Here is a 24539-nt window from a genome sequence, read left to right on the forward strand (position 1 = left end):
TCATCGGAGAGCTGCCCTTCAGCCGGCAACCTGGCGGACGCTCACGCGGTCGGCGATGGCCGCTCGGCAAAGCCCTTGGCGAGCGCGTGGTAGATGCCCTCCTCGCAGATCAGGCGCGAACTGGCATGCGCAATGAGCGCTGCCGCCATCAGCGGCACCACCATGCCGTGGTTTTCGGTCATCTCGGTGACGATAACGAAAGCGGTGATCGGCGCCTGCACGACGCCGGCGAAATAGGACACCATGCCGAGCAGCATGATGGCACCGAGCGGCGCGCCGTGAAACAGCGCGGCGATGTTGCTGCCGAGCCCCGCGCCGACCGCCAGCGACGGCGAGAAGATGCCGCCCGGGATGCCGCTGATCGCGGCGAACATCGTGGCCAACAGCTTGAGGACACCGAAATCCGCAGGCAGCGGCGTGCCGTGCTCGAGCGCCGTCTTCACCTGCTGATAGCCGGTGCCGTAGATCGTATCGCCAGAGACGATGCCGCAGATCGCGACCGCCAATCCGCACGCCAGCGCGAACCACAGCGGATGCCGCTTGATCGCGCGCCCCGCAGGATTGGCGATCCCGCGCGCCATGGTGATGACGACACGGCTGAACAGGCCGCCGGCCAATCCGCCGACGACGCCGCACAAGGGAACGGCAAGCCAATCGACACCCGGCGCGAGCGTGGTCGCGCTGGTGCCGAAATAGGTGTAGTTGCCCATCAGCGCGAGCGAGGTCAGGCCCGCGGCGATGACTGCTGCGATGATCAGGCTGCTGGTGCGCGTCTCGAACGCGCGGCTCATCTCCTCGATGCCGAACACGATGCCGGCAAGCGGCGTGTTGAAGGCGGCCGCGACGCCCGCGGCAGCGCCCGCAAGGATCAATCCCGGCTGGCGGCGCGGCGAGAAACGCCCGATCGCGAACATCAGCGACGCGCCGATCTGGACCGTCGGCCCCTCGCGACCGACCGAGCCGCCGCAGAGCAGGCCGAACAGAGTGAGGATCATCTTGCCGGCGGCAATCCGCAACGAGACCAGCCGTTCGCGGGCCGACTGGTCCTCCAGATTCCGCGCGGCGATCGCCTGCGGAATGCCGCTGCCCTGGGCATTCGGAAACACCCGTATGGTCAGATAGGCCGACAGCATGAAGCCGAGCGGCGTCACCAAGAGCACCGCATAGCGAGATTGCGCGAGCAGAAGCGCAAAGGCCTCCTGGGCCCAATCTGCGAGCTGTGCCAAGGCCACTGCTGCGGCGCCAACCGCAATGCCGCCCAGCAGGAATATCGCCCGCCGCTGCCAGCGTGCAGACACGATTCGGACCAGCCGTTTACGGCGATTGGAGAGAACTATCATTCAAGCAGCATTTCTGGCTCGTCGCGCGGCCGGCACTAGGCGGTCTTGCCCAACATGAAGACGTACATGTCCCAGAACGTCTCGGGTTGCTCGACTTCGTAGCGGTGCCACTGATCCAGATTAGCCTCGTCGGTCGCGCTGGCAAACTGCTTGTGGAATTTTTGGATCACCGCCGGATCGTCGAACGGTTCGAAACCCAGGAACGAGAGCCCCTGCTCGTTCAGGAATGCCGCAATCTTAGGCAGCGTGAAGCGATGCTCCATGACGTTGAACAAGAGGTCGCGGCAGCCGCTCATGCTGTAGAAGTCCTTCGACGCGATTAGCGTCTTCCATTGCTCCGGCTCGCGGGTGATGTCCTGACGACACCGTCGGATATCGTCTGCCGTGGCGCGGTAGCCGCGCGCCGCGATCCGCCCGCGGGCCTCGACGATGACGCGCCGCGCCAGCTCGCTGTAGAGCCCGATCCGCATCCGGCCGCCGGGCCGCAGCAGCGAGGCCAGCACGCGCCAGCCGGCCAGGGGCTCCGCAAGGTGATGCAGCACGCCGACCGACTCGATGTGATCGAAGCTGCGGCCGATCGTGCCGAGCTCCAGGATATCGGCCTGCGCATAGTCGACGTTGCGCAAGCCGAGCTCCCGGGTCTTGCGGCGCGCATAGGCGAGGCTGGGCAGGCTGATGTCGACCGCGAGCAGGCGAGCGTTCGGATAGACCTGCGCGATCTGGATCGCGTGCGAGCCGGTGCCGCAGCCTGCGATCAGGATATCGAGCTCGGCCTGGCGTTCCGCGCTTTGTGCGATGCGGCCGCGCGCCTGATCGGCGGCGAACGCCGTCAGCGGATTGATGGTCCAGCGCGGATAGGGATTTTCCTCGTATTGGCGCATCACCTCGACGGAGACGCTGTTCTCGACCGGGGTGAGCACGGCGATGGCGGCGCGGTCGCGCGCTTCCTCGAGCGGCTCGCCGAGCTGCACCCGCAACAGGCCGGCGACAGCGGCGGGCCACTCCCGCCGCAGCAGCGTTTCCGCCGCAGGCAGGGCATGAAGCGGGACATAGGCCGCCACGACCGCGAGCGCCAGCGGCGTGATCGCGGCCCCGGCTGCCAGGTCGCGCAGCAAGCGATCGCGCAGCGCGCCCGCAGCGCCGCTTTCTGCCTCAGTCGTCTCGTAGACATATTCGTTGATGAAGCACTGCCGGGCGAGCGCGCAGGCAAAGCCAACGACGGCGTCGTCGACCTTGCCGCGATCGCCGCCCTCGCCGGCAAGCCGCAACAGCTCGGCGCGCGCACGTCCGAGCAGCATTTCGAGCTGCGGGTTGGACAGCGTCGTTGCTTCCATCGCGCAGCAAAGGAAGAGATCGTCGGCAAGCGGGCGGACGCCTTCGGCGCCGAACAATTCGGCGGTCGCGATTTGTCGCGGCCACTGGCCGGCGAGCCGCCCGACATAGCCGGCGATGATGGGGCTCTGGAGGATGAAGCCGACGGCCTTCCCTTCCATGCCGAGCGCCAGCGCCCTGCTGAAATGCGCCATCGCCTTACTGCGATTGCCCGATGCCTGGTACGAATTGCCGGCGTTGTAATGGCAGGCGGCGTTGGCCTCGTCGGCCGCAAGCGCTTTGGCGAACAGCTTCACGGCGCCGCGGTGATCGCCCGCGGCCTGCGCCATCAGGCCGAGCAGATTGAGGCTCTGCACATGCGCAGGTTCGCGCGCGAGGATCTGACGACAGATGTCCTGCGCTTCGTTCATGCGGCCCATTCCGCGCAGGCGGCCGGCGTGCGCGGCGAGATCGGCGATGCTGACGCCCGCGAGCGCGTCAGGCCTCGCAGGCGCGTCACCTCGCTTGCCGGCCGCACGTCGCTCTTTTCGGTTCATGCGGCATGACATAGGGCCGATCGCGCTGACAGCCAAGGATAATCTACCTGGCGTCCTATGCGCGAGCGCCGGGCTTTCGGGTCATCGGCCTGACGATTGAAAAAAGGGCCCCGCCGGAGCGAGGCCCTTGTTTTGCAGTCGCCGTCCACGATCGCTAATCGTCCCAATCATGGCCGCGGATCACGACGCCGCGGTCACGATAGTAGCCGCGATCGTGATGGTACCAGCCGTGGTGCCAGCCCCGATCGTGCTCCCGGTACACGCCGACGCGCGGACCGTCGTAGCGATCGCCGTAGTAGCCGTGGCCGTTGCCGATATAAACGCCCACGCCCTGCGCGCTCGCGATGGTCGGCGCCGCGATCGTGAGAGCCGCAGCCGTAGCAAGTGTATAAGTCAGCTTTGTCATGACGTCCTCCTTCCTCGTTCCCCAGGTCAACGACCGGCGCCGACGCATGTTGCAGGAACCTGCGAGGAACTTTTCTGAAGGGCTGTTCAGACTCGTGGCGGGCATGTGCCGTTTGGCCGCGCTGTTCCTTCAGCGGGTTTCTCCGCCGCGCGCAGATGCTCCAGCATCAGGCGGCCGGTGGCGGAGAGATGCGCGGCGTCGCGGACCACGATCTTCAGTTCGCGCCTGCCCCAATCGTCGCGCAGCGGAACCGCCGCCAGACCCATGCCGGCGCCGACCACCTCGAAGGCGCGATCGGGAATCAGGCCGAGGCCCATATTGGCCTGCACCATGCGGCAGACCGCATCGAAGCCGGGCACGTTGATGCGCAGCCGCATCGTCTTGCCGGCCTGGGTCGCCGCATATTGCGAGCGCAGGTAGATCGAGCTCGCGGTGTGCAGGCCGATATGGTCGAAGTCGAGCGTTTCGGTGAAGAAGATGCGTTCGCGGCCGGCCAGCGGATGGTCGGATCGCATCACGACGACGAGGTTGTCGTGGCGGTAGTGAAAGGCCTGGAGCGCACGGCTGTCGGCCTCGGCCGAGCAGATGCCGAGCTCGGCGGTGCCCTCCTCGATGCCGCGCACCACCTGCCCGCTCGGCTGCTCCTGCAGATCGACGCGCAGCAGCTCGTGCGCGGTGAAGAAGGCGGAGAGATCCTCCGGCAGATACTGTACGATCGCCGAGAGGTTGGCGAGCATGCGGACATGGCCGCGCACGCCTTGCGAATATTCCGACAGCTCGACCGCGATCTTCTCGACATTGAGCAGCGTGACGCGGGCGTGATGCAGCAGCGCCTCGCCGGCCGGCGTCAGCGCCATGCCTTTTGCCAGGCGCTTGAACAGCGTGACGCCGAAGGCGAGCTCGAAATCGTTCATCCGCTTCGACACCGCGGAGGCCGCGATCCCCTCGCGTTGCGCGGCGCGCGTCAGGTTCTGCTCGTCGCAGACCGCGATGAAGAGCCGGAGCGTGGTAAGGTCGACGCGGCGGGTCAGCGCGGTTTCCGCCGACGTCGCGGCGCGCGGGAGGTCTGGGACGATGGAGGCGAGCGGCATGGGCGCGTCCTTGCGGGAAGCACGCAGGGTAGCGCCGCGGATGCGGCGAAGGATTCCAAAGCTGGGTGGTGATAAGCGCTACTGTTGGGAAAGGATTCCAACAATCGGCCCGGAATACAGGTTTCATCCCACGCAAAAACGCGGCGCCGAAGCGCCGCGTTTCGCATTGCATCGGTGCGCCGTCAGCTCGCCGCTTGCGCCGGGACGTCGCGCTGGCGCTTCATCACGATCTTGTTCAGGGCGCCGAGATAAGCCTTGGCCGAGGCCACCAGCGTGTCCGGATCGGCCGCGCGCGCCGTCATCGAGCGGCCCTCATGGGCGAGCCGCACCGAGACTTCGGCCTGGGCATCGGTACCTTCGGTCACCGCATGGACCTGGTACAGTTCGAGCTTGGCCTCGTGCGGCACCAAACGCTTGATGCAGTTGAAGACCGCGTCGACCGGGCCGTTGCCCTCGGCTTCCTCGATCCTGATCTGGCCGTCGACGTCGAGCTTCATGGTGGCGCGCTGCGGGCCATGGGTGCCGGCGATCACGGTCAGCGAGGTCAGCTTGATGCGGTCGTGGGCTGCGGCCATCTCCTGGTCGACCAGCGCCTCGATGTCCTCGTCGTAGATGTCCTTCTTGCGGTCGGCCAGCGCCTTCATCCGCGTGAACGCATCCTCCAGCTGGTTGGCGCCGAGCTTGTAGCCCATCTCCTCCAGCTTGTGCACGAAGGCATGACGGCCGGAATGCTTGCCGAGCACCAGCGAGGACTGCTTCAGCCCGACCATCTCCGGCTTCATGATCTCGTAGGTCGAGGCGTCCTTCAGCACGCCGTCCTGATGGATGCCGCTCTCGTGGGCGAACGCGTTGCGGCCGACGATCGCCTTGTTGTACTGCACCGGGAACGAGGTCGCGGCCGACACCACCTTCGAGGCGCGGGTCAGCTGGGTGGTGTCGATCTTGTTCCAGTACGGAAACTTGTCGTTGCGCACGTTGATCGCCATCACGATCTCTTCCAGCGCGGCGTTGCCGGCGCGCTCGCCGATGCCGTTGACGGTGCATTCGACCTGTCGCGCGCCACCCATGATGCCGGCCAGCGAATTCGCCACCGCCATGCCGAGATCGTTATGGCAATGCACGGAGAATACCGCCTTGTCTGAGTTCGGCACCCGCTCGATCAGCGTCCGCATGAAGTGGGTGTATTCCTCCGGCACGGTGTAGCCGACGGTATCGGGAATGTTCACCGTGGTGGCGCCGGCCTTGATGACGGCTTCGACGATCCGGCACAGATAATCCATCTCGCTGCGGGTGCCGTCCTCGGCCGACCATTCGACATCGTCGATCTGGTTGCGGGCGCGGGCGACCATCGCAACCGAGGTCTCCAGCACCTCCTCGGGGGTCTTGTTCAACTTTACCCGCATGTGCAGCGGCGAGGTCGCGATCACGGTGTGGACGCGGCCGCGCTTGGCGAACTTCACCGCCTCGGCGCAGCGGTCGATGTCGGCGGGATGCGCGCGGGACAGACCCGCAATCACCGCATTCTTGGAGCGGCGGGCGATCTCGCTGACCGCCTGGAAGTCGCCTTCCGAGGTGATCGGGAAGCCGGCCTCGATGACGTCGACGCCCATGTCGTCCAGCAGCTCGGCGACCTCGAGCTTTTCCTCGAAGGTCATGGTGGCGCCGGGGCATTGCTCGCCGTCGCGCAAGGTGGTGTCGAAAATGATGACGCGGTCCTTATCGGACTTGTTTGTGGTGGCCATGTCGAAATTTCCTTTGAAGCTTTGCGCCCGACGGTTGCTTATCGATTCCTTGGGCGATGTCAGGGTCTGGTGATCTCGTCAAACCCCTGAGTGCCCAGGCGCAAATGCCCAGCCGGCCCTCAGGGGCAGGTAAGAAGCAGGCCGCCAATAAGCAGGGTGGGCGTCGCAGCCGGGATCGCGGCGGCGGCACGAGCCACCTCCCCGGAAATCCCATCAATTTGGCCGCGAATCAGCATTGCCAGACCCTGTTGAGCGCCGAATCCTCCGGCAAAGCCGTTGACGGTTGGTTGCCGGGGCGGCGCTTGGTGGGGTCGTTCTAGACGATTATGGCAGAGTGGGGCAATGGGGAAAGAGGGGCAGCAAGGTTGACCTAACGAAAATCGTCTTTGTTCTCGGCGTAATGACCGCGCTTGGGTACTGGCCCGTTTCCAGTCGCAATGGCCTGCTTTGGCTTTAACCGAGCGGTAGCTGAGGCTTAGCCGATACTCTCGTTAGAATTACCTTGATGGCGGAGGGGACCTTCCGAGCCCTCATTCTTCCCGCAAAGTTGAGTATTTGGCGGAACTATGCTTTATCAGTGCGTCGGATTGGCCGTCCGAAATCCAAACAAGTCGCCGTGCACGGCGGCGGAAAGCGAGGAACAATGGCTATGTTCTGGATTACTGTGAACATAACCGTCACCATAAGTCGGTGACGACTTGGGGCCGAAAGGCCCCATTTAGGCGATACGTGACATTAAAATTTGAGATTGTATTTGGAAAGGCCGCCATTTTGGCGGCCTCTTTCATTTATCCTCACAAGACTTGCGCCTTTCTCCGCGCTCCCCTTTCATCAGCCCCAAGAACGCGGCCCTTCGCTTCGCCTTGCGCGAACGGTTGGCGTTAGACAAGTAGTGGAGCTTCGTCGGCACGAAGTAGAAGAACGTCTATTGCCCTGAGGTCGCGGCCAAGGGCTACACCGTCGCGCGATATGTCTGCCATTACAATCTGTAACGCACCCACGACGCCCTGTGCACAACGCCTGCGAAGGCGCTGGGCCTGACTGAGAAGGCTTGGACCGTTGCACATCAGTGGACGTCCCGCTCTCTATGGCCCCCACGCTGCCGACTGAGACGCAGCCGGATCGGCGCCGGAAGTTCGTGCTGATTAAGGAAAGAATAGATATTGCAGGAACCTGCAACACGCCCATCATGAAGCGCTGTACAGTTGGTTATCGTTAACGCCGCAAAACACGGCTTAGCATTGAATCCGATACACAACCCTATTGTCTGCAACGCGCAAAACGAACATGATTTCTAGGCGTGGGACGGATAGACCAAATCCTGCTAGGGCTGAAAGAAATTTCGGTGCGTCTACCATTCTAACGCCCACGGGCGGGTGCTAGCTTTCCATGCTAGCCCCGCCCGCCTCGTTTCTAGGAGCGAGTGTACCCCGGCTCCCTAGGGACCTTTACCGCCCAAAATTAGCTGAGGCTGAGGGCGGACAAACTCGGGCAACCGGTAGACTTTCCCATCGTGAACGAGCGAACCGCTGTTCTTTAGCCGGCTGAGGTTGCTCGCAGCGCTTCCCCGTAGCAATTTAATGCCGCGCTTCTGAGCAAGTTCGACTGCGGTGTTTGAATTGATACCTGTCGCCCCGGCATCGCGGGCCAATTCAAGTAGCAACAACTTCAGGTTCGTCGCTGATCGGTCATGCGAAACGCCGGCTTGATCTCCCTTTTCCATAATGGAGATTGCAAGTTCGATGCCTTCGACTTTATTCCGAAGCGCTTCGCTCTGATCAAATAATCTGATCATTTGTTGTTCGAGGCGTTCCTTCTCTTGAAGGAGTGCCTGCATACCCGGCGCTAGTTTAGCCATGACTGATTTCCTTGAAACGGGTGTCGTACCGACTACGGGGATCGAACCCGTACACCTGCTAGGGTCGCGGTTTTAAAGACCGCTGCGTCTACCAATTCCGCCAAGTCGGCACCCTTGCCGTATGCGCCAGATTCGTCACCCTTGCAAGCCGATTGATTGTCGTTGCGATGCCTGCAATTTCCTGCAAAGGACAGCAATGCTGACAAAATCTGAAATTTAGCCATTACCCAGCCATGACGTATTATTTGGAAATATTCGAGCCACGACCCTTCCCCTCGGCCTCCAGCGTCTCGCGGATGCGCTTGAACTCGCCGAGTTCGGCCTTGTCGACCTCGGGAAATTTGAGATCCAGTCTGTCCAGCGCGTTGACGATGGTCGAGCCGATCACGACACGGGCAAACCATTTGTGGTCGGCGGGGACGATGTGCCACGGCGCTTCCCTGGTCGCGGTGTGGTGAATCATGTCCTGATAGGCGGCCTGGTACTTCGCCCAGAGCGCGCGCTCGGAGACGTCGGCCATCGAGAACTTCCAGTTCTTGGCGGGCTCCTCGAGGCGGTCGAGGAAGCGCTGGCGCTGTTCCTCCTTGGAGACGTGCAGGAAGAATTTCAGGATCGTGGTGCCGTTGCGCGCGAGGTAGCGCTCGATCGCGGCGATGTCCTCGAAGCGCTCGCGCCAGATGTTCTTCGTCACCAGGCGCTTCGGCAGCTTCTGCTTGGCGAGTACCTCGGGGTGCACGCGCACCACCAGGCACTCCTCGTAATAGGAGCGGTTGAAGATGCCGATGCGGCCGCGCTCCGGCAGCGCGATCATCGCGCGCCACATGAAATCGTGGTCGAGCTCCTTGCTCGACGGCTGCTTGAAGGAGGAGACCTCACAGCCTTGCGGGTTGACGCCCTCGAACACGCTCTTGATCGCACTGTCCTTGCCGGCGGCGTCCATGCCCTGGAAGATCAGCAGCAGCGACCAGCGGTCCTGGGCGTACAGCTTCTCCTGGAAATCATTGAGCCGCTTGCGGTTGGCCTCGATGATCTTGCTGCCCGCATCCTTGTCGATGCCGCCTTTCTCCGCGGTGGCATAGGACTTCAGGTGGAATTCGCCCGCGCCGTCGAAACGAAACGGGGCGACGAAGGGCTTTAGTTCATCGGCGAGCGATGGGGACGGTTTGCTGCTCATGACCTCTCGGCGGCTTGCGTGGCGATGTGACCAGGTCGATCAGGCTACCAAGAATGCCCTTGGGCAGGAAGATGATGAACAGCACCAGCAGCACGCCGTAGACCAGATTGTCCCAGCCGACCGCCTTGGTGCCGAAGGAGATCCGCAGCACCTCAGCGAGCACGATGGTGATGACGGCGCCGACCGTCGGCCCCAGCGCCACATAGACGCCGCCGACGATGGCGGCGAACACCATCTGCAAGGACACCGCGATGCCGCTGACCGTGTCGGGCGAGATGAACATCTGGTACTGGCAATACAGCGCGCCTGCTAGCGCCGTCATCAGCGCGCTGATCAGGGTGATCTTGAGTTTTTCGGCGGTGACGTTGACGCCGGCCGCCGCCGCCGCATCCTCATCCTCCGAGATCGCCTCCATGGCGTGACGGATCATGCTGCGGTCGATCGCGCGCCAGATCACCAGACCCATGACCCAGACCGCGAGCGTGACCAGATACCAGGTGATCTTGTCGTCGAATTGCAGCGCGAGCAGCCCCTTGCCGCTCGGCGCGCGCTGCGGGGTCAGGCCGAGCGAGCCGCCGGTATAGTCGCGCGTCGCGGTGATCACCTGCAACACGATGCCTGATAGCGCGAGCGTCACCAGCACGAAATAATGGCCAGTGATGCGAAAGCGGAAGCAGGGATAGGCGACGATCAGCGCGAGCACGCCCGCAGTCGCCATGCTCACGGGAATGCCGATCCAGGGCGTGACGCCCAAGTGATTCCACAGCAGCGCCGTGACATAGGCACCGACGCCCATGAAGCCGCCATGGCCGAGCGAGACCAGCCCGAAGCGGCCCATGATCGACCACGAGGTGTAGGCGAACGACCAGATCAGGATCAGCACCAGCAGATGCAGATGATAGGGATCGCGGTGCACGAAGGGCAGCGCGACCAGCGCGACCACCGCGATGATCCATCCCGCAAGCCTGCTCACGAGCGCCTCGCCAGCAGGCCCGCGGGCCGGATGAACATCATCACGATGAAGAAGGCGAACGCCAGCACGTAGCCCCATTCGAGATCGGAGAACAGGCCGCCGAGCGAGATGATCTCGGCGAACAGGAAGGCGGCGATGAAGCCGCCGATGAAATTGCCGAGCCCGCCGAGCACGCAGATCAGGAAGGTGATCGGCCCGAACGACAGGCCGACGAACGGATGCACGTCATATTGCAGCACCAGCAGGCATGCGGCGAGGCCTGCCAGCCCGCCGCCGATCGCCGAGGTGACGAGATAGATCCGCTTCGCGTCGACGCCCATCAGCGGCATGATCTGGCGGTCCTGCGCGATGGCGCGGATCGCGGTGCCGGTGAAGGTGCGGGTCAGGAACAGATAGACGCCGATCATGCCGAGCAGCGCCGCCGCGAACGACAGCAATCGCGCGTAGCTGAAATTCATCTCGCCGAGCGCCAGCACCGGCAGGCGGATGCCGAGATTCTTGAAGTCGATGCCGAAGGCGACGGTGGCGAAGCTCTGCAGGATGAACAGCACGCCGCCGGTCGCCAGCAGCTGGTTGATCGGCGGCGCGGTCAACAGCGGCGCGATGACGAGGTAATGCAGCGCGGCGCCGAGCAGCGCGACCAGCAGGATCACCAGCGGCGCCGCGGCCCAGTACGGCAGGCCGAACACCTGCACGAGATAGTACATGCCGTACATCCCGATCATCACGAGCTCGGCGTAGCAGATCCAGGTGACGTCGATGACGCCGAAAATCAGATTGAGCCCGAGCGCCAACAGCGCCAGCACGCCACCGAGCAGGATGCCGTTGATGACGGCTTCCAGAAGATAGATGTCGAAGATATCGAGGATTGCGTGCATGGTCACTCTGCCCTAGATCATGAGGCCCAGCTGAACTTGCGCAGGCGTCATCCTGAGAGAATGTGAATGCATGACTCTCGATGACGCAACATACGCGATGTCGTCCCGGCGAAAGCCGGGACGACGAGGGGAGAGATTCGCCGCATCCCTGTCATCATCCCTCACACCCCCAGATACGCCTGCTTGATGGTGTCGCTCGCCGCGAGCTCTGCCGCGGTGCCGGCAGCGCGGATGGAGCCTGCTTCCAGCAGATAGGCGCGGTCCACGACGCGCAGCACCTGCTGCACGTTCTGCTCGACGATCAGGACCGTCAGCCCGCTGGCACGGATGCGCTTCACCAGCTCGAACACCTGCTGCACCACGACCGGGGCGAGCCCGGCCGACGGCTCGTCGAGCAGCAGCAGTTTCGGGTTCGACATCAGCGCGCGGCCGATCGCGCACATCTGTTGCTCACCGCCCGACATGGTGCCGGCCATCTGGTGGCCGCGCTCCTTCAGGCGCGGGAACAGCTCGAACACGAACGCCAGCCGCTCGGCGTAATGCGCGCGGGCGCCCGGCATGTAGGCGCCCATCTTCAGATTGTCGTCGACCGTGAGCCGGGGAAACAGCCGGCGATTTTCCGGCACATGCGCGATGCCGAGGCTGACGATGCGATGCGGCGGCGTCGCGACGACGTTGGTGCCCTGCATCGTCAGTGTGCCCTTGATGGGGCGGATCAGGCCGGAGATCACGCGCATCAGCGTGGTTTTGCCGGCGCCGTTGGGACCGATCACGCCGACAGCCTCGCCGGCCTTGACGTCGAGGCTGACGTCGAACAGCGCCTGAAAACTGCCATAGCCCGCATCGATCGATCGGAGCTCCAGCATGCCGCTCACGCCCCGATCCGGCGGCGTGCCTGCGCCGCGGCGGCGGCAGCAAGCGACGCATCGGCATCGGTGCCGAGATAGACCTCGATCACCCTGGCGTCGCCGGCGATATCGGCCGGCAAGCCCTCTGCGATCTTCTCGCCGTGATCGAGCACCATCACGCGATCGACCACCCGCATCAGCACGCCCATGATGTGCTCGACCCAGATGATGGTGATGCCGAGCTCGTCGCGGATCTTGCGCAGCATGTCGGCGGCTTGGTCCATCTCGGACTCATCGAGACCACCGAGGCTCTCATCGGCGAGCAACAGCTTTGGTCCGGTGGCGAGCGCCTTGGCCAGTTCGAGCTTCTTCAGGCCGGCGGCACCGAGGCCCTCGACGCTGGCGTGGCGATCGGTCGGCAGGCCGACCATCGCAAGCGCGCGCTCGGCCGCCGCCTCGGCCTTGCTGCGACTGTGGCGGCCCTGGCCGTAGAAGGCGGCGAGCAGCGCATTGTCGAAAATGCCGAGGCGATGGAACGGCCGCGGGATCTGGAAGGTGCGGCCGACGCCACGGTTGATGATGCGGTGCGGGGCAAGCCCCGCGATCTCCTTGCCGTCGAACAGGATCGAGCCGGACGTGGGAGGCAGCGTGCCCGACAGCAGGTTGAAGATCGTGCTCTTGCCCGAGCCGTTCGGGCCGATCAGGCCGAGGATCTCGCCCTGCTCGACGCGGAACGACACGTTGTTGACGGCGCGAAAGCCGCCAAACCGCTTGACCAGGCCTTCGACGGCGAGCACGGCGGCCCCTCTCGAAATGCGATCTGCTGTTAGGCTATCGGTGATGCCGGTCGGCAACGCCAAGCCGGCGTGCGGCCTTCGTGACCTGCATGACTCCCTCCCCGGAGATTGTGCATTGCATTTTGTTTTTTTTCTGCCGCCTATCACAGGGGGAGTGGCCGATGATGTCAAGCGCGTTCACTGCGTCGGCGCGGCGCAGGCCCGCGCAAAGAGTCAGCACATAGTTGCAGACGTGAGCGGCTACACCGCAAGCTGCGTCTCGATGAACGCGGTGACGAAGCGCGGCATCGATGCGTTGAGGTCGGCGCGGCTGCGCACCAGATGGATCGCGGCGAGCTCCGGCTGTTCTTCCCGCGCCAGATTGGCCTCGATCCGCGCCCGCAACGCATCGCCCGGGATGTCGATGCGCAGGATCCGCATCATCGCAAGCGCGGGGCCGGTGTAGATGCAGTGCCAGTCCGCATCCGCGCGGCAATCGGCCGGCGACAGGCCGGTTTCCTCCGAAAGCTCGCGCAGCACGCTGCCGGCGATGTCGACGGTGTCGCCGGAGATGTCGTCGAGATCGGGCGTTCCGGAAGGAAAATAGATGCGGCCGGGATTGGCGGTGTGCTGGCCCATCTCGCCGAGCACGAAGGCACCGTCGCTTGCCAGCAGCGCGCCCATGCCGAAGCCGTTGAACACATCCTTGTCGGGAAAACCCCAGTCGCGCCAGGCGAGGAAGCTCGCGAAATCGGTCTCGAAATAATTGGCGCCGAGCCGGTCGTCGGCAAACAGCGGATCGCGGCCGAGCAGCACGCGACCGTTCCACAGGCTCGGCTTGGCGCGCTGCTGGGCCGCGAAATGCGCGTCGATTTCCGCGCGCTTCTGGTCCGCGAACGGCCACGGCCGCCGCTGCAATGTCAAATCGAGCGTGGTGACGCGATGAATAACCGGAGCCTGCATATTCATTCACCGCGCGCTCGTCTTGGGGATGATCTGTTCGGAAAACCGCTTCACATTTTGCGCGATCGCGGCCCCGCGAGGGCGCATCATGCCCTACTTCGCGTTCGTCCCGGTCGTCTTCTTGGCCTGGTCGACATACTGGTTGGTGTAGGTCTTGGTGACGTCGATACCCGCCTTCGCCACCTCCGGCGAGCCCTCGCTGAACACCGCGAGCACGGCCTCGGCGCCCTTCGGATCCATCTTGCCGGTCTCTGAATACATCGGGATCGTGTTTTTGAGCGCGGCGAGATAGAGATCCTTGTTCTTGCCGACCATCTCGTCCGGCATCTTGGCCATGATCTCCTCGGGCGAATGCGAATGGATCCAGGCGAGCGTCGCCATCATCGCATTGGTCAGCGCCTGCACTTCCTTCTCGTGGCCCTTGACCCAGGCCGCGGTGGAATAGAGCGCGCCGCCGGGATATTCGCCGCCGAACACCGCGAGCGTGTCGTGCTGGGTGCGGGTGTCGCTCAGGATCTTGAGGTCGGAATGGCTGCCCTGCAGCACCGTGACGGACGGATCGAGCATGACGGCAGCATCGATCTGGCCCTGCTCCATCGCGGCGACCGCGGTGGCGCCCAGGCCGACGCCGATCACGGCGGTCGCCATCGGATCGAGGCCGTTCTTCTTCAAGAGATACTTCAGGAAGAAATCGGTCGAGGAACCCGGCGCGCTGACGCCGACCTTCTTGCCGGCGAGATCCTTGATCGAATTGATCTCGCCGGTGTGCTTCGGCGAGACCACCAGCACCAGGCCGGGGTAGCGGTCATAGACCACGAAAGCCACGAGCTCCTGCTTCCTGGCGGCGAGATTGACGCAGTGATCGAAATAGCCGGAGACGACATCGGCGCTGCCGCCGAGCACGGCCTTCAGCGCATCCGAGCCGCCCTTGAGATCGACCAGGTCGACCGCAAGCCCGGCCTTGTCGTATTCGCCGAGCTGCTTGGCCAGCACCGTCGGCAGATAGCACAGGCAGGCACCGCCGCCGACCGCGACGGTGAGTTTGGTTTGCGCCGCGGCAACACCCGCGCTGAGCATCAGCGCCAGCAGCGCGCCCGCAACCTTGCCAAACATCGTCTTCATGCCGTCCTCCGTCGCCGAATGCGCCGGCAACATAATGCAGCGCCGCAGGCTTGAGAAGGCGACTTTCCGCCGACTGGTCAAGGTTGCGATGGCCGCATAGCATCCGACTCACAAAAAACATCAGGGGAGGCCTTTCATGAACCGCATTGCAACCACGCTGTCGATCGCTGCGGCGTTTGCCGCCGGCAGCGGCGTCACCCATCTGCTGCGCCCGGCGCTCGCGGCCGAGACCATCACCGCGCAGGTGATCCACACCGGCGAGATGGAGGGCGACAAGCTCGGCGACGCCAACAAGATCGGCTTCCGCTCGAAGATGTTCGTCTCCGCCGACGGCGCCACCGTCTCGATCCAGGACGGCAATGTGCCGAAGCACATGCACCCCAACACCAACGAGATGCAGTATATCCTGGAAGGCACCGGCACGGTCTGGCTCGGCGACAAGGAGATCTCGGTGAAGCCCGGCGATTTGATCGTGATCCCGAAGGGCACGTCGCATGGCGGCACCAAGCCGAACGGACGCCCGATCAAGGCGATCGCGATCAAGACGCCGCCGCAGGCGCCCGACGATACCAAGCTGCTGGATTAGGATAGTCAGGACTCTCCCTACGTCATTGCGAACCGTGAAGGTGGGCAAAGGCGCTCTTGCGCCGTGCCCACCTTCACAAGGCGGTGCAAAAATGGTGGGCACGCTTCGCTTTGCCCACCCTACAATTCGCGGCGCTCTCGCAACCGGTTCCATCATTACATGATACCAGACCTATAATTGACTTGCCCCGGGGCACGATCGCGGTCAATAATATGATGATCGTAATGTAATTGAAGGTGCGCCATGAGCTTGGACGATCACCCCACGGTAAGGGCCGTACGCGCCCGCAGCAGCCGAGCCGCTCACGATGCCCCGATCTCCGCGGAATTCATCAAGCAGATCGCGCGCGACTGCGGCGCCGACGACGTCGGCATCATCGAGTTCGACCGTGCGGCGATCGCGCCGCAGCGCGACTATATCCGCAAGGTCTACGGCAAGACCCGCGCCCTGCTCGCGATTGCCTGCCACATGAACCGGGAGCCGGTGCGGTCTCCGACCCGATCGGTCGCGAACGAGGAATTCCACGGCACCTACGATCACGTCAACGAAACCGCGCGCGCCATCGTCCGCGCGCTGGACACGCACGGTATCCCGTCCTGCAATTCAGTCGCCGCCTTCCCGATGGAGATGGACCTGCCCAGGATCATGATGGTCCAGCACAAGCCGATCGCGGTGGAAGCGGGCCTGGGGCGGATGGGAATCCACCGCAGCATCATCCATCCGAAATTCGGCAGCTTCGTCCTGCTCGGCACCATCCTGCTCGGACGCGAGGTCGACGCCTACGACCATCCGATCGAGTACAATCCCTGCCTGGAGTGCAAGCTGTGCGTCGCGGCCTGCCCGGTCGGCGCGATCAAGCCGGACGGCGGCTTCGATTTCCTGTCCTGCCACACGCACAATTACCACGACTTCCTCGGCAACTTCGCGCAATGGGTCGAGAAGGTCGCGGATTCCAGGGACGCCAGGGATTATCGCGCTCGCGTGCCCCGCACCGAAACGCTCAATGTCTGGCAATCGCTTTCGTTTAAGCCGGGCTACAAGGCGGCCTATTGCATCTCGGCCTGTCCGGCCGGCGAGGACGTGATCGGGCCGTTCCTGCACGATCGCGACGCGCACTTTTCCGACGTGGTGCAGCCACTGATCGACAAGGACGAGTTCGTCTATGTGATCCCGGATACCGATGCCGAAGACACGGTGACGCGGCGCTTTCCGCACAAGAAGGTGCAACACGTCGCCTCCGGCCGCCACACCGGCAGCATCCAGGCCTATCTGTTTTCGCTCTCGCTCGGCTTCCAGCGCGGCAGGGCGCGCGGATTGGATCTCGTCACGCATCTGAGCTTCAGCGGGGCGAGCACGCTCGATGCGACGGTCGTGATCAAGGGGAAGGAGCTCCAGGTGGTGCCGGGGCGTCACGTGGGTGAGGCAGTCTTGCGTATCGCGGCCGATACCCAGGCGTGGTTGAGCGTGCTCAACCGCGACCTCGCGCTTGCCGACGCGATCGACGCGGGGCTGGTGAGCCACAGCGACGACAAGCTGTTTGCCGCCTTTATGCGGTGCTTCCCGCTCTGAGCAAATGCGTAGAGGGTTAGCCGCAGACGTAACCCACCTTCTTCGTGCGAAAATCGGTGGGTTACGCTTCGCTCACCCACCCTACAATTCCGGGCCTGCACGCTACCCAAGCAAGATCCTGCGCGCCGTCGCGCGCCCGTTGTCCAGCGCGGCCTCGACCGTCCCCATGTCCGGCCCGCTATAGAGCGCCTCGCCGGCGACGTAGATCGCAGCGTCCGCAGGCGTTGCAAGCCGCGATTGCGCGGCGCGGGTTTGCGGCGTGGCGTAGGAATAGGCGCCGCGCGCAAACGGGTCGCGCGACCAATCGATCGCCCGTGCCGCGATCATCTCATCCGCCAGGCGTCGCGCATCGAAATCGAAGATCGATGCCAGCGAGCCGAGCCCCAGTTCGATCAACTCCCGCTCGTCGAGGCCTGCCATCCCCGATGTCTTTGGACCGCCGAACCAGCCGGTCAGCACCGGCTGCGGGTCGGGCAGTTGCGTCCACCAGACCGGGATCGGCGCATCCGATATCAGGAAGGTCGGATCGGAGGGAGCGAGCGGCTGCCGCAGCCACCAACCGGTCCGGAAGCGCAGCAGCAGCTTGATGACATTGCCGAAGCCGATGTCGGCGGTGGCGGCCATGCGCGCCTGCTCTGCCGCGGGAAGCGCGATCTGCGTCAGCAGCGGGATCGGCACGGCCAGCACGACGCCATCGCAGGGATGCGCGCTGCCGTCGGCGCAGCGGATCAGGATCGTCCCGTCGGCGGTCTCGACGGCGGTGACGGCTGCGTTGCAGTGGATGGCGACGCCGTGATCGCCGCAGCTCTTTGCGAGGAAATCGATCAGCCCTCCGTAACCGCCGGCCAGGCGGGTCTGCTCGCTGCGTCCGCCATCGAGCCACTCGTCGCGCAGCGCCAGCACGCTGATCCTGTTCGGATCGGCGGCATCGTAGCCTTCGACCATGCGTTCGATCGAACGGCGCAGCTCGTCATACCGCGGCTCGGAAAAATAGCGCGCCAGAAAGTCAGCAAGAGTGAGATCGTTCTCAAGCTCGCTCAGGGCCCGGTGCAGCGCGGCCTCATCGGGAACCCCGACCTCGCGTCTGGCGAATTTTCCGTGCGCGACGGTCCATGCCGTGCCTTCGATCGGACGCGAGCGAAGTCCGGCCTCGCGCAGCAGGCCACGGGTGACGGGCGCCGCGCCGTGCACGAACTCGGCGCCAGCCTCCGCCGGATAGCCGAATTCGGACGCCGGCAGCGGATGAATGCGCCCGCCGCATCTCGCGCGCGCCTCCAGGATGGTCACCTGCCTGCCGGCTTGCGCCAACTCGCGGGCGGTCATCAGTCCTGCCGCGCCGGCGCCGACGACGACAATGCGGTGGAGACGTGATGGCGTCATTGCAGCGACAGTTGATTCCCGGCCGAGTTTGCGTACCGCTTGGTGTTATCCGCTTGTAGGCGATTTGGGTCCGCATCGCCAGCGATCACACCAGCAGGCCACCGCCGTCGACGGGAAGGACCTGCCCGGTGACGTAGCTGTTCAGCATCAGATAGACATAGGCGGTGGCGGCTTCGCCCGGCAATGCGGCGCGCGGCAACGGCAAACCCGCCACATAGCCGCGCACCATCTCCTCCGGCATCCGCTTGACCGGCTCGGTGAGAATGAGTCCCGGACACACCGCATTGACACGCAGCGGCGCGAGATCGACGGCGAGGCCGCGCGCCAGGCCCTCCATCGCTGCACCGGCTGCGGTCACGAACGGCATGTTCTTTCTCGGCCGATGCGTGAGCAAGCCGCCGGTCAGCGTGATCGAACCATCAGGCGCGATGGTGCGGCTGCCGTGCTTGACCGCCGCGAGCGCACCCCAGAAGCGCAGCGCAAGGCCCTCGCGCGCGGCGGCGAGATCGATATCGCGCGTCGCGGCGAGCCTCGGGGCGTCCCAGTCACCAGCCGTGATCGCGAGGTGATCGAAGCCGCCGACCCGATCGAAGAAGCGCGACACATGGGCTTCGTCGCGCAGGTCGACGGTGAGGCCGGAAGATCCCGGCAGCCGCGCGACCGCGGCATCGACATTGGCCGCCTTGCTGGAGGCGATCACCACCTCCGCGCCCTGCGCCTGCGCGAGCGTAGCGACGGCGAAGCCGATCCCCGACGATCCCCCGATCACGACGACACGCTTGCTGTCGAGCGACATGGTTGCATCTCGCATGGCCTGTGCTCCCTACTGCGCGAAATAAGCGGGGTGATCGATGTCGGCGATCAGACCGGGCTGCTCGGGCTGCCAGCCGAGCTGCGCGCGGGTTTGCGCGCTCGAGGTCGGCACGTCGAAGCTCACGAACCTGCCGAACCAGCCGAAATGCTCGGCGGCTTCTTCCGGGGTCTTCGAGACCAGCGGCACGTCGAGCCGGCGCGCGATCACCTCCGCGATGTCCTTGAACGCCACGCCTTCGTCGGCGACGGCATGGAACGGGCCGCCCTCGACGCCGCGCTCGAGCGCGAGACGATAGACGCGTGCGGCATCGAGCCGGTGCACGCCCGGCCAGCGGTTGAGCCCTTCGCCGATATAGGCGGAGGCGCCCTTCTCGCGCGCGATGGCGACGAGGCGCGGCACGAAGCCGTGGTCGCCATGGCCATGCACCGAGGGCGGCAGCCGCACCACGGCCGCGCGCACCCCGCGCGCCACCAGCGCCGTGGTCGTCGCCTCGGACGCACGCGGATAGGCGTCCGATACCGGAATCGGCGGATCCGCTTCGGTCGCGACGCGGCCCTGTGCGACCCGCGCGACGCCCGACGTCGTGATCAGCGGGCGCGTCGAGCCTTCGAGCACGGCACCGAACGTCTCGATGGCGCGCCGATCGTCCGCGCAGTTCGCGGCGAATTTCGAGAAGTCGTGGTTGAAGGCGCAGTGGATCACCGCGTCCGCGCGTTCCGCGCCGCTCTTCAGGCTATCGAGGTCCTCGAGCGTTCCGTAATGGACCTCGGCGCCGGCGGCGGCCAACGCCTGCGCGCCGGCGTCCGATCGCGTCATGCCGAGCACCTGATGGCCGGCGGCGATCAATTCCTTCGTGACGGCCGAACCGACCCAGCCGGTGGCTCCAGTGACGAACACACGCATCAGCAAGTCTCCAGTTTCGCTGGAGACAAATCTGGGCTACCGAGCTATCCTGTTAAAGTAGTGATCTTATCATGGTATAATGACTAACAGCATGAACGAGCATCCTGCGCATGAGAACCGGCTCGGCGCCTATCTGAAGGACCGTCGCAGCAAGCTCGATCCAGCCGTGTTCGGCTTCGCTGCGGAGCGGCGACGCACGCCGGGATTGCGGCGCGAGGAGGTGGCGCAGCGCGCCAATATCAGCCCGACCTGGTACACCTGGCTCGAGCAGGGCCGCGGCGGCGCGCCGTCGGCCGACGTGCTCGACCGCATCGCGCGGGCGCTGATGCTGACCGATGTCGAGCGCGAGCATCTGTTCCTGCTCGGCCTCGGCCGCACGCCGGAAGTGCGCTATCGGCGAAGCGAAGGCGTGACGCCGCGACTGCAACGCGTACTTGATGCGCTGGAGCCGCTGCCCGCCGTCGTCAGGACCGCAACATGGGACGTCGTGGCCTGGAACCGGGCGGCGACCGTGATGCTGACGGATTACGGATCGCTGCCGCCGCGCGAGCGCAACGTGCTGCGCTTCATGTTCCTCGACCCGCGCGTTCGCGCCGCGCAGCACAATTGGGAAAGCGTGGCCCGCTTCGTGGTCGGCGCGTTCAGGGTGGATGCGGCGCGCGCCGGCGCCGCCGCGGCGGTGCAGCCGTTTGTCGACGAGCTGTGCCGGCTCAGCCCCGAATTCGCAGCGCTGTGGCGCGACAATGACGTGCGCGGCCATGGCGAGGGCGTCAAGCAGCTGCGGCATCCGCTGCTCGGCCCGATCGCGTTCGAGTATTCGGCGTTCGCAGTCGACGGCCGGCCCGATCTCGGCATGGTGGTCTACAATCCCATCGAGCCGGCGGTCGTGGACAGGATCCGCGAGCTGATCGCGGCGAAGGCGGAACGCGAGCGTGCGTGACCGGCGCGCGCCGGGCGACAGGCGCTGTGTCGCTTGAAACGAAATGACTGGCTCGTCACGACGAAGCCGCCGCATCGGTGAGTGGTGCAAACGGCGATGGCTCGCGTTGCCGGGGGCGTGGCAGACCACCGCACGCGGCAGACGAACGAACATGACCGTCAGCGGCTTTCACAAAGCGAAACGCGAATCGAATCGCCCCGTTGACACGACCTATGGTAAAATGACCCACCACCAACCGAACGGTGGATGGGAGAAGATAGCCATGAGAGCCTCGTCACTCCTCGCGGGCCTAGCTGTCGCGATCTTGTCGATTGCCCCCGCAACTGCCGAGAACAAACCCGCACCCGCCAAGCAGGCATCCTCGCGAACACCCTGCTCCGTCTCCAGTAGCTGGCCCAATCCAACGCCGGTGGTCTGCTGGCCAGACGGCGTCAAGCTTTTCCACAACTTCAACGAATGCAGGGAATCGCTGCTCAAGCTTGGCCACGATACCAACGGCATTTCGTGGTGGTGCCACAGCCAGGGATACAAGACCTGACGGTTTCGCGTTCGGAATGCGTAGAGGCCGCCTCCGTTGGTGGCCTCTTTGATTGCAAAGCGGTTAGTCGCGCTGCGCCACGGTCGGGCGCCACACCAGCAGCCGCTTCTCCACCATGGTCACCGCCATGTCGATCAGGATGACGAAGGCCGACAGCACGAACATGCCGGCGAACACGCCGGCGACGTCGAACACGCCTTCGGCCTGCTGGATCAGATAGCCGAGGCCGGCCGCCGAGCCGAGATATTCGCCGACCACGGCGCCGACCACCGCGAAGCCGACCGAGGTGTGCAGCGAGGAGAACATCCAGGACAGTGCCGACGGCCAATAGACGTGCCGCATCAATTGCCGCTCGCTCATGCCGAGCATGCGGCCATTGTCGAGCACCGTGGTCGGCACTTCCTTGACGCCCTGATACACGTTGAAGAACACGATGAAGAACACCAGCGTCACGCCGAGCGCGACCTTGGACCAGATGCCGAGCCCGAACCACAGCGCGAAGATCGGCGCCAGCACGACGCGCGGCAGCGCGTTGGCCATCTTGACATAGGGATCGAATATCGCGGCGACCCGCGGCTGCCGCGCGAACCAGAAGCCGACGACGATGCCGCCGGCCGATCCGATCGCGAACGCCAGGATCGATTCCCACAGCGTGATCGCAAGGTGGCGCCAGATCACGCCCGTCGAGAACCATTTGACGATCTGGCTGAACACGTCGACGGGATTGGAGAAGAAGAACGGCGGCAACACGATCTTGCCGAACACCGGCACGCTGGCGAAGAACTGCCAGAGCGCCAGCGTGACCGCGGCGACCAGCACCTGCAGAGCGAGCAACGTGGCGCGCGACATCAGGCCGCCCCCGCCTGCGCCGACTGCGCATAGCCCTTCATCACCTCGTCCTTCAGCACGCTCCAGATCGCGCGGTGCAGGGCATGGAAATCCTTCTCCATGCGCACCTCGGAAATATCGCGCGGCCGCGGCAGCGTGATGCGCCAGTCGCCGATGATGCGCGCCGATGGTCCGGCCGACATGATCACGACGCGGTCGGCGAGCGCGATCGCCTCCTCGAGGTCGTGGGTGACGAACAGCACCGCCTTGCGATCGGCGCTCCACAACTCCAGCAGCAAATTGCCCATGATCTGCCGGGTCTGCGCGTCGAGCGGGCCGAACGGCTCGTCCATCAGCAGGATCTTCGGATCGCGGATCAGGACCTGCGCCAGCGCGACGCGCTTGCGCTGGCCGCCGGAGAGCATGTGCGGATAACGCCCCGCAAAGGCGCCGAGCCCGACCGAGCCCAGCCATGTTTGCGCGCGTTGCAGCGCCTCGGCCCGCGGCGTGCCGCGAATCTCGAGCCCGAGGGCAACATTGTCGATCGCGGTCTTCCACGGGAACAGCGCATCGGCCTGAAACAGATAGCCGGCGTCGCGGTTCAGGCCGGCGAGCGGCTTGTCGAAGATCCGCGCCGTGCCCGCCGCCGGCCGCAGCAGGCCGGCCGCGACGTTCAGCAGCGTCGACTTTCCGCAGCCGGTCGGTCCGACGATGGCGACGAACTCGCCGTGGGCGACCGCAAGATTTGCCTGCTCGACCGCGGTATAGACCCGTCCACCCGCCAGCCGAAACGCCACCGTCGCGTTATCAAGCGCGACCGCCGTCGGCTCTGTCATCTCCACCCCGCCTGCCTCCGAACCTTGCGGGATGGCTTAGCGGTTCGGGCGGGCAAGTTCAACGCAGCAAGATGGCGCAAGGCGCCGCCACCGAAGCGCGCTCACGCGGTTTTCAGCGGAGCCGGGTTGAGAATTGATCCGATATCGTCGAGGGTACGCACGGCGGACAAGGAGACGGATCATGCGGATTGCAGTGGTAGGCGCCGGCGGCGTCGGCGGTGGATTTGGCGCGGCGCTGGCGCATGCCGGAGCCGACGTCACCTTCATCGCGCGCGGCAAGCATCTCGCGGCGATGCAGAGTGAGGGACTGAAAGTCCAGGGCGGCCGCGGCGAGACCCATCTGGTGCCGACCCGGGCGACGGACGATCCGGCCAGCGTCGGCCCGGTCGATGTCGTGCTGTTCTGCGTCAAGCTGTGGGATGTCGAGAGCGCGGGCGAGCACATCAAGCCGATGGTCGGCCCCGGCACCGCCGTGATCCCGCTACAGAACGGCATCGACGCCCCGGAGCGGCTGCTCCCGATCCTCGGACGCAACGCCGTGATGGGCGGCGTGGCGCAAATCTCCGCCTCGATCATCAAGCCCGGCGTGATCAACCAGGTCGGCACCTTCATGCGCATGATCTTCGGCGAGCTCGACGGCAGCATCACGCCGCGCGGCAAGGCGTTGCTGGAGCTCTGCCTGAAGGCCGGCTTCGATGCGACCTTGAGCGAGCAGATCAACACCGAGCTCTGGATGAAGTTCGTGCTGCTCGCCACCAATGCCGGCATGACCGCCGTCACGAGGCAGCCGATCGGCAAACTGCGCGACGATCCCGACCTGCGCCCGTTCTTCGTCGCGGCCTGCCAGGAGACCATCGCGGTCGCCCAGGCCGGCGGCGTCAAGCTGCCGCCGGACGCGCTGACCAAGGTGCTCGATCTCATCGGCCACGCGCCGCCGGCGATGAAAGCCTCGATGGCGCTCGACCTCGAACGCGGCAACCGGCTCGAACTGCCCTGGCTGAACGGCAAGGTGGTCGAGCTCGGCCGCAAGCTCGGCGTTCCGACGCCGACGCACGACATGCTCTACGCCGTGCTGAAGCCCTATGCGATGGGCGCGCCGGCGTAGA

General features: G+C 64.9%; 23 protein-coding genes. 5 read left to right on the plus strand and 18 right to left on the minus strand.

Translation table 11 applies throughout. From position 1 onward, the window contains the following. Nucleotides 1–41 precede the first annotated feature (41 nt). The 13 genes from IC762_RS26015 to IC762_RS26075 form a co-directional block, all read right to left on the minus strand. Nucleotides 42–1340 (minus strand): chloride channel protein, encoded by a 1299-nt coding sequence (locus IC762_RS26015; protein WP_195785045.1) that lies wholly within the window; start codon nucleotides 1338–1340, stop codon nucleotides 42–44. A 35-nt stretch (nucleotides 1341–1375) separates the two neighbouring features. Beyond that, nucleotides 1376–3208, minus strand: a complete 1833-nt coding sequence (locus tag IC762_RS26020; protein ID WP_195785046.1) for a class I SAM-dependent methyltransferase — start codon at nucleotides 3206–3208, stop codon at nucleotides 1376–1378. Nucleotides 3209–3362: 154 nt separating this feature from the next. Further along, entirely contained in the window at nucleotides 3363–3614 is a 252-nt protein-coding gene (locus IC762_RS26025) for a hypothetical protein (protein WP_195790437.1), read from the minus strand. An 86-nt stretch (nucleotides 3615–3700) separates the two neighbouring features. Continuing rightward, nucleotides 3701–4705, minus strand: coding sequence for a LysR family transcriptional regulator (locus IC762_RS26030; RefSeq protein WP_195785047.1), 1005 nt, complete (start codon nucleotides 4703–4705; stop codon nucleotides 3701–3703). 182 nt (nucleotides 4706–4887) lie between these two features. Further along, on the minus strand, nucleotides 4888–6447 hold the full coding sequence (locus tag IC762_RS26035; protein ID WP_195785048.1) for a 2-isopropylmalate synthase: 1560 nt from the start codon (nucleotides 6445–6447) through the stop codon (nucleotides 4888–4890). 1438 nt (nucleotides 6448–7885) lie between these two features. Beyond that, the gene (locus tag IC762_RS26040) at nucleotides 7886–8305 is read right to left on the minus strand and encodes a hypothetical protein (protein WP_195785049.1); all 420 of its coding nucleotides are present in this window, start codon (nucleotides 8303–8305) and stop codon (nucleotides 7886–7888) included. 241 nt (nucleotides 8306–8546) lie between these two features. After that, nucleotides 8547–9479: a polyphosphate kinase 2 family protein gene (locus tag IC762_RS26045; protein WP_195785050.1), complete on the minus strand. Its 933-nt coding sequence runs from the start codon at nucleotides 9477–9479 to the stop codon at nucleotides 8547–8549. After that, nucleotides 9445–10452, minus strand: a complete 1008-nt coding sequence (locus IC762_RS26050; protein WP_195785051.1) for a branched-chain amino acid ABC transporter permease — start codon at nucleotides 10450–10452, stop codon at nucleotides 9445–9447. Before IC762_RS26050 ends, IC762_RS26045 begins: the two co-directional genes overlap by 35 nt. After that, nucleotides 10449–11330 (minus strand): branched-chain amino acid ABC transporter permease, encoded by an 882-nt coding sequence (locus IC762_RS26055; RefSeq protein ID WP_195785052.1) that lies wholly within the window; start codon nucleotides 11328–11330, stop codon nucleotides 10449–10451. Before IC762_RS26055 ends, IC762_RS26050 begins: the two co-directional genes overlap by 4 nt. A gap of 161 nt (nucleotides 11331–11491) precedes the next feature. Further along, the gene (locus IC762_RS26060; protein WP_195790290.1) at nucleotides 11492–12196 is read right to left on the minus strand and encodes an ABC transporter ATP-binding protein; all 705 of its coding nucleotides are present in this window, start codon (nucleotides 12194–12196) and stop codon (nucleotides 11492–11494) included. Nucleotides 12197–12201: 5 nt separating this feature from the next. Beyond that, complete coding sequence (locus tag IC762_RS26065) at nucleotides 12202–12975, minus strand: ABC transporter ATP-binding protein (RefSeq protein WP_195785053.1); 774 nt, start codon at nucleotides 12973–12975, stop codon at nucleotides 12202–12204. 240 nt (nucleotides 12976–13215) lie between these two features. Next, a complete protein-coding gene (locus IC762_RS26070) occupies nucleotides 13216–13917 on the minus strand; it encodes an NUDIX hydrolase (RefSeq protein ID WP_195790291.1) in 702 nt (233 codons plus the stop codon). A 93-nt stretch (nucleotides 13918–14010) separates the two neighbouring features. Beyond that, nucleotides 14011–15039 (minus strand): ABC transporter substrate-binding protein, encoded by a 1029-nt coding sequence (locus IC762_RS26075; protein WP_195785054.1) that lies wholly within the window; start codon nucleotides 15037–15039, stop codon nucleotides 14011–14013. A gap of 136 nt (nucleotides 15040–15175) precedes the next feature. Here IC762_RS26075 and IC762_RS26080 point away from each other — a divergent pair, with 136 nt between their 5' ends. Together IC762_RS26080 and IC762_RS26085 are read left to right on the plus strand one after the other, a co-directional pair. Further along, complete coding sequence (locus IC762_RS26080) at nucleotides 15176–15625, plus strand: cupin domain-containing protein (RefSeq protein ID WP_195785055.1); 450 nt, start codon at nucleotides 15176–15178, stop codon at nucleotides 15623–15625. A gap of 243 nt (nucleotides 15626–15868) precedes the next feature. Continuing rightward, nucleotides 15869–17194, plus strand: a complete 1326-nt coding sequence (locus tag IC762_RS26085) for a 4Fe-4S binding protein (protein WP_195785056.1) — start codon at nucleotides 15869–15871, stop codon at nucleotides 17192–17194. A gap of 102 nt (nucleotides 17195–17296) precedes the next feature. Here the strand turns inward: IC762_RS26085 and IC762_RS26090 are convergent, their stop codons facing one another. The 3 genes from IC762_RS26090 to IC762_RS26100 all read right to left on the minus strand — a co-directional run bounded on the left by IC762_RS26090 (nucleotide 17297) and on the right by IC762_RS26100 (nucleotide 20291). Beyond that, on the minus strand, nucleotides 17297–18574 hold the full coding sequence (locus IC762_RS26090; protein WP_195785057.1) for a flavin monoamine oxidase family protein: 1278 nt from the start codon (nucleotides 18572–18574) through the stop codon (nucleotides 17297–17299). Nucleotides 18575–18659: 85 nt separating this feature from the next. Continuing rightward, nucleotides 18660–19385: an SDR family oxidoreductase gene (locus IC762_RS26095; protein WP_210338388.1), complete on the minus strand. Its 726-nt coding sequence runs from the start codon at nucleotides 19383–19385 to the stop codon at nucleotides 18660–18662. A 12-nt stretch (nucleotides 19386–19397) separates the two neighbouring features. Beyond that, nucleotides 19398–20291 (minus strand): SDR family oxidoreductase, encoded by an 894-nt coding sequence (locus tag IC762_RS26100; RefSeq protein WP_195785058.1) that lies wholly within the window; start codon nucleotides 20289–20291, stop codon nucleotides 19398–19400. A 91-nt stretch (nucleotides 20292–20382) separates the two neighbouring features. On the opposite strand from IC762_RS26100, the gene IC762_RS26105 reads away from it, so the two are divergent. Together IC762_RS26105 and IC762_RS26110 are read left to right on the plus strand one after the other, a co-directional pair. Continuing rightward, the gene (locus tag IC762_RS26105; RefSeq protein WP_195785059.1) at nucleotides 20383–21231 is read left to right on the plus strand and encodes a helix-turn-helix transcriptional regulator; all 849 of its coding nucleotides are present in this window, start codon (nucleotides 20383–20385) and stop codon (nucleotides 21229–21231) included. Between the two features lie 151 nt (nucleotides 21232–21382). Continuing rightward, on the plus strand, nucleotides 21383–21769 hold the full coding sequence (locus IC762_RS26110; RefSeq protein WP_195785060.1) for a hypothetical protein: 387 nt from the start codon (nucleotides 21383–21385) through the stop codon (nucleotides 21767–21769). A 63-nt stretch (nucleotides 21770–21832) separates the two neighbouring features. Here IC762_RS26110 and IC762_RS26115 read toward each other — a convergent pair whose 3' ends face one another. Next, the gene (locus IC762_RS26115; RefSeq protein ID WP_195785061.1) at nucleotides 21833–22618 is read right to left on the minus strand and encodes an ABC transporter permease; all 786 of its coding nucleotides are present in this window, start codon (nucleotides 22616–22618) and stop codon (nucleotides 21833–21835) included. Continuing rightward, nucleotides 22618–23433: an ABC transporter ATP-binding protein gene (locus tag IC762_RS26120; RefSeq protein WP_195785062.1), complete on the minus strand. Its 816-nt coding sequence runs from the start codon at nucleotides 23431–23433 to the stop codon at nucleotides 22618–22620. The genes IC762_RS26115 and IC762_RS26120 overlap by 1 nt, the downstream gene beginning before the upstream one ends. Nucleotides 23434–23614: 181 nt before the next feature. Between IC762_RS26120 and IC762_RS26125 the strand changes: the two genes are divergently transcribed. Next, entirely contained in the window at nucleotides 23615–24538 is a 924-nt protein-coding gene (locus IC762_RS26125) for a 2-dehydropantoate 2-reductase (protein ID WP_246801250.1), read from the plus strand. Nucleotide 24539: the final 1 nt, after the last annotated feature.

It is taken from the genome of Bradyrhizobium genosp. L, assembly GCF_015624485.1.
In the GTDB taxonomy this organism is placed as follows: Bacteria; Pseudomonadota; Alphaproteobacteria; order Rhizobiales; family Xanthobacteraceae; genus Bradyrhizobium.